The organism is Frankia sp. CoWAU3 (assembly GCF_977971855.1).
In genome coordinates, this window is the sequence record NZ_CDWWXB010000212.1 from 1 (window position 1) to 5,807 (window position 5,807).

Consider the following 5,807-nt stretch of genomic DNA (forward strand, 5'->3'; position numbering starts at 1 on the left):
CCAGTGGTCGGGTCCCGTTGGTCCGGTCTGTCCTGTCCGGGTTCGTCGGCCGGCGTCGCGGCGATCCCGTCGCAACGCCGGCCGACGAACCCGGACAGGACAGACCGGACCAACGGGACCCGACCACTGGGGGATGCCGGTCGAAGCCACTGATCGGCTCGTACCCCCGCGACCGCCAGGCGGCCGACAACGACGATGGATGGCAATGAGATCGATACGAAGCGCGACACACGCGATGCGACATCGCCTACGTTTAGTCGCTCACAGAATACAATGCATTACTCATGGCGAAGGATGTAAAGGGCGACTGGAGGTCGAGGTCGGTGGTCCCCTCTCCTGTCCGGTCGCGCGTCCTGCTGGTGACGCACTACTTCCCCCCGGAGACCGGAGCTCCCCAGTCCCGGTTGTCGGAGACGGCACGCGCGTGGGCGGCGAACGGGCTCGACGTCACCGTACTCACCGGCATGCCGAACCACCCGACGGGCAAGATCCCTGCCGCCTATCACGGCGCCTGGCTGCGGACCGAGCGGGTCGACGGGTACCGCGTCGTACGCACCTGGCTCTATGCCACTCCCAACGAGGGGATCACCCGCAAGACCCTCGGTCATCTGTCGTTCATGGTCACCAGCGTCCTGCTCGGCGGCTGGCCCGCCGGCCCGGCCGACGTGGTGGTGGTGTCCTCGCCGACCTTCTTTCCCCTCGGCTCGGCCTGGCTGCTCGCCAGACTGCGCGGCGCCCGGCTGGTCGTGGAGGTCCGCGACCTGTGGCCGGCCATCTTCGAGCACCTCGGCGTCCTCACCGACCGGCGGGTCCTCGGCGTTCTCGAACGCCTCGAACTCGCCGCCTACCGGGCCGCCGACGCCGTTGTCACGGTGACGGAGGGGTTCCGGGAGGACATCGTGCGACGAGGCATCGCGCCGCGCAAGGTGCACGTGATTCCCAACGGCGTGGACCTCCGCCGGTTCCACCCGACGACCGCGGCCTCGGCCGACATCCGGGCCTGGCTGGGCGCCACCGACGGCGACACCCTCGTGCTCTACCTCGGCGCCCACGGCATCTCGCACGGGCTGACCTCGATCGCCGACGCGGCCGCCCGGGTGACCGGCCGGCCGATCCGGTTCGCCTTCGTCGGTGAGGGGGCCGAGAAACGCAGGCTCATCGGGCACGTCGAGAGCCTGGGGCTGGCCAACACGGTGCTGCGCGACGGGGTTGCCCGCGAGGAGGTACCCGCCGTCGTCGCGGCCGCCGACATCTGCGTTGTCCCGCTGCGGGACGTGCCGATGTTCGACACGTTCATCCCGTCGAAGATGTTCGAGTTCCTCGCCGCGGGCCGCCCGGTGATCGGGGCGGTCCGCGGCGAGGCGGCCCGGATCCTCCTTGCCGCCGGACAGATGGTCGTGCCCCCCGAGGACCCGGCCGCGCTGGCGGAGGCGATCCTGGCCCTGGCGGCGGACCCGGACCGCCGGGCGCGGATGGCCCGCGGCGGGCGGGCGCACGTCGAGGCCCACTACGATCGCGACGACCTGGCCCGCCGGTACCAGACGCTGCTGTTCGACGACGCACCGTTCCCGGCGCTGCCCCCACCGACGACCCTTTCCCCACCGGTGCAGGTACCCGCACCGGACGTGGTCGCATGAGGTTCCTCATCACCGGTGGCACCGGTTTCCTCGGAAGCCGGGTGGTCGACCGGGCGCTCGCGGACGGACACCGGGTCGTCGGGCTGGCGCGCAGCGACGCGGCGGCGACGAAGCTGCGCCGACGCGGCGCGGGGACTGTGCGCGGTGACCTCGACGATCCGGCGACGTTGCTCCCGGCGTTCCGCGAGGCGAACTGCGAGGCGCTGATCAACATCGCCTCACTCGGGTTCGGCCATGCGGAGACGATCGTGACCGCCGCCCGTGCGGCCGGCATTCGCCGGGCCGTCTTCCTTTCCACCACCGGGATCTTCACCACGCTCGATCCACCCTCGAAGCGGATCCGGGTAGCGGCCGAGGGGACCATCGCGGCGAGCGGGCTGGACTGGACGGTCATCCGACCGACGATGATCTACGGGGGTCCCGACGACCGGAACATGGCCCGACTGCTGGCGCTGCTCCGGCGCGTTCCGGTGCTGCCGGTCCCCGGCGGTGGGCATCATCTGCAGCAGCCGGTGCACGTCGAGGACCTGGCCCGCACCGTGCTGCGCGCAACGACGACCGCGGCGGCGATCGGACGCGCCTATGACGTCGCCGGGCCGGAGGCATTGACGTTCCGGCAGGTCGTGATCACGGCCGGCGCCGCCGTCGGCCGACGGGTGATCTGCGTGCCCGTGCCGGTCCGCCCCGTCATCGCCGTGACCCGCGCCTACGAGCGGCGGGTGTCCTCGCCAAGGTTGAAGGCCGAACAGATCGCCCGGCTCACCGAGGACAAGGCGTTCGCGATCGACGCGGCCCGCCGCGATCTGGACCATCGTCCGCGGCCGTTCGCGGCCGGCATCGCGGCGCAGGCCGCCTCATCACCCGATCGGGTGACCCCCAGCTGCTCTCCCGACCGAACGGAGACCCGGATGTTCCGGATCGACCAGGCCACCCAGCTGCTCCAGGACCTCCAACGGATCGCCAGGGTGGCTGGTCCCCCGACGGCGCTGCGCTTCGGTGCCGCCGTGGCCCGGCATGCTCCGACCATCCGCCGGGCGGGCAACCTGGATGCCGCCGACCGGGCGATGGCCGCCGGCGGCCACACCTACCGGCCGCTGCCCGGGGTGACGGTCGTGTTGCCCGGCACCGCGTTCGGCGGCGCGCGCGAGATGTACTGCCGCGGGGTCTACCACGCTCTCCCCGGGTACGCGCCTGCGGCCGGCGAGGTCGTCGTCGACCTCGGCGCAAACCAGGGCCTGTTCTCGGTGCTCGCGGCGCGAGCGGGCGCCGATGTGATTGCCGTCGAGGCGCAGCGCGGGTTCGCCCCCGCCTTCATCAACCATGCCGCCGGCAACGGTGTGTCGAACCACATCCAGCTGCTCCACGCCCTGGTCGGTCCGACCGCCGGCGTGTTCGCCGATCCGCGGGCCCGCCGGAACGCGACACACTGGGACGGGGACGTCGACGTCCTCACCATGGCAGAGGTGTTCGAGGCTGGCGGGGTCGACCAGGTCGACCTCGTCAAGCTGGACATCGAAGGCTCCGAGTTCGCCCTGTTCGACGAGCCTGGATGGCTGGACGCGGTTGGTCGGATCGTGATGGAGGTGCACACCGGGTTCGGCGATCCCCGTACGCTCGACGACCTGCTGGTCCGGCACGGCTTCGAGGTCACTCTGCTCGGTAACGACCTGGTGCCGACTACCCATCTGGGCGACGCGGCGTCGGGCTACCTCTACGCCCGCCGGACCCGATCGACGACCCGGGCCATCCGCGGGTCCGCGCAGCCCGACGGTCGCCCGGTGTCGGTACCCGGCAGCCGCCCGTCATCCGAGCCCGGTCTCGTCGACGACCCCGCACCGCGGGGTGTCTCGGCGTGAGGCCGACCTCCAGCACCCACCCGATCCTGGTCGACTGTGCCGGTGCCCGGATGGGCGGGGCGTTGCGGTTCCTGACCGAACTGGACGGTTACCTGAGCTTTCGGCCGGGCCTGCAGGTCCAGCTGGTCGGCCGAGATCGCCGGATCGGACCGGGCTGGCTCGCCCGCCGGGAGCGGCCTGGGCGGTACGCGCGCGCGATCGCCCTCAACAACGTCGGCTTCCTCGCGACCCGCGGCGAACGGTGGGTCCTGCTGCGCAACGTGCTGCACTTCCTGCCGGCGGAGGAGGCCCAGCGGCTACCCGGCGGCCTGCCCGACGGCGTGGCACGGACAGCACGTCTCGTGCGGCTGTTCGCCCGTCGTGCGGACGTGATCGTCGTACCGACGACCACGATGGCGGACCGGGTTCTCACCGTACTTCCGAGCCTGTCCGCCAGGCTGGTGGTCCGGCCCCATCCGCTGTCCCCCGATCCGGCCCCTCCCCAGACCCGTACGCCGGGCCGGTTTCTGTGTCCCGTGTTGTTCGCGCCGTTCAAACCGATGGGGCGCCTGCTCCGCATGGTCGATGCCGCCGCGACCCGGCTTCAGGAGGAGATCGGAGCCCACCTCGCGATCACGGTCACCGCGACCGATCGCGAGGCCCACGAACACGGCCTGTCCCGCTGTCGGACGCTGAGGTTCGTGGGCCGGCTGACGCCGGCCGAGCTGCGGGCCCACCAACGCGATGCCGGCGCGTTGCTGCAGCCGACGACGATCGAGTCCTTCGGCTACCCTCTCGCCGAGGCACGGCTCGCCGGGATACCCGTCATCGCCCGCGACACCTCACACAACCGCGAGGTGGCCGGCCCGGTTCTGGTGCCGTACTCCCGGGAGTCGGCGGATGATCTCGCCGTGGCGCTGCGCACGGCGCTCACGTTCACGCCACGGCCCGAGACGGGAAACCCCTTCGATCCGACGCGTTACTTCGACTGGTTGCTCGACGCAGGAGAGAGCTCACCGTGACGACGCAGACCCACCGAATCCCGCCGCGCCAGGGCCCGTCATTCCCCGCGCCAGAACCAGCCGCGCCAGAACCAGCAACGACGCGAACCCCGCGCCGAGCGAACTGGCCGACCCCCTATGACACCGCAGCCCCCGCCGGATCGACACAGCCACAGCCGGCGCCGGGATCGGTTCCCGTCACCGCGATCATCCTCGCCCACAACGAGGCACCGAACATCGTCCGGGCGATCAGGTCCGTCGGTTGGTGTCGACAGGTCGTCGTCGTGGACTCGGGTTCCACCGACGGCACCGCGGATCTGGCCCGCGCCATCGGTGCGACCGTCTGGCACGAGCCTTGGCGTGGATTCTCCGGCCAGCGGCAGTGGGCGATGACCCACCCGGGGATCGCCCACGACTGGGTGTACTTCCTCGACAGCGACGAATGGGTGTCCACCGCGCTCGCCGCCGAGATCGCCGCCCGGCTGGGGACGGCGGACTGCGCGGCCTACAGCCAACGACGCCGGCTGGTGTTCGAAGGCCGCTGGATCGCGCACTGCGGGTGGTACGCGAACAGCTGGCAGGCGCGGCTACTCGATCGGCGGGTGGCGTACTTCGACAACGCCGTCACCTACAGCGAACGGGCCGTGGTCACTGGTGAGGTCGGACGGCTGTCCGCCGACCTGATCGACGAGGACCACAAGGGACTCGCCGCCTGGCTACGCAAGCACGTGCGCTACGCCGAACTGGAGGCGGCGCGCCGCGTGACGCAGCCCGCTGTCCGGGAGCGGTTGGCGCGGGTCCGCGAGGAGGTGCGCCGGCCCACCGGGTCGACCCGACCGCTCACGCGGACCATCGCGAGGGACGTGATCTTCCCGCTGGTTCCGGCCAAGCCGGCGGTCCTCTTCTGCTACATGTACCTGCTGCGGAGCGGATGGCGGGATGGGCGGCAGGGGCTGCTGTTCTGTCTCTACTACGCCTGGTATGAGCTCACGATCGGCACACTGACCCGGTCCGTTCACCGGTGACCGCGTCGGTTCCGCTCGGTCGCTACCTGCGCACCACCGCGGGACTGCGACCGGTCCAGCTCGGCGCCCGTGTCCGGCTGCGCGGGCAACGGGCCGTCCTGAGTCGCCACCCGGGCCTGGGCGAGATGCTGCTGCGCGGCAGGCCGCCAGCGGAATCCTGGCCGATCGGGTTCCTGCCGTTCGACGGCAGATGCCCGCCGGCTCGGCCGATGTTCGACGAGATCGTCGCGGGCCGCCTCACCCTGCTCGGTCACTCCCGCGATCTGTGTCCCCGGGACTCCAGCACCCCCGCTGCTGGAACCCCCGTGC

At 71.4% G+C, this 5,807-nt stretch carries 4 protein-coding genes and 1 pseudogene; all 5 read left to right on the forward strand.

From position 1 onward, the window contains the following. Nucleotides 1–323: 323 nt before the first annotated feature. Nucleotides 324–1,637 (forward strand): glycosyltransferase family 4 protein, encoded by a 1,314-nt coding sequence (locus AC08ON_RS15525; protein ID WP_476608250.1) that lies wholly within the window; start codon nucleotides 324–326, stop codon nucleotides 1,635–1,637. Next, on the forward strand, nucleotides 1,634–3,493 hold the full coding sequence (locus AC08ON_RS15530; protein WP_476608249.1) for an FkbM family methyltransferase: 1,860 nt from the start codon (nucleotides 1,634–1,636) through the stop codon (nucleotides 3,491–3,493). Before AC08ON_RS15525 ends, AC08ON_RS15530 begins: the two co-directional genes overlap by 4 nt. Continuing rightward, nucleotides 3,490–4,494 (forward strand): glycosyltransferase, encoded by a 1,005-nt coding sequence (locus AC08ON_RS15535; RefSeq protein ID WP_476608248.1) that lies wholly within the window; start codon nucleotides 3,490–3,492, stop codon nucleotides 4,492–4,494. The genes AC08ON_RS15530 and AC08ON_RS15535 overlap by 4 nt, the downstream gene beginning before the upstream one ends. Then, nucleotides 4,491–5,498, forward strand: coding sequence for a glycosyltransferase family 2 protein (locus AC08ON_RS15540; RefSeq protein ID WP_476608247.1), 1,008 nt, complete (start codon nucleotides 4,491–4,493; stop codon nucleotides 5,496–5,498). Before AC08ON_RS15535 ends, AC08ON_RS15540 begins: the two co-directional genes overlap by 4 nt. Continuing rightward, nucleotides 5,495–5,807 (forward strand): annotated as a pseudogene (locus tag AC08ON_RS15545) (heparinase); the annotation flags it as partial. The gene AC08ON_RS15540 and the pseudogene AC08ON_RS15545, both read left to right, overlap by 4 nt.

Excerpts from the sequence above, each read along its gene's own strand:
- AC08ON_RS15530 (WP_476608249.1), top strand. The coding sequence starts at position 1,634 with ATGAGGTTCCTCATCACCGGTGGCACCGGTTTCCTCGGAAGCCGGGTG.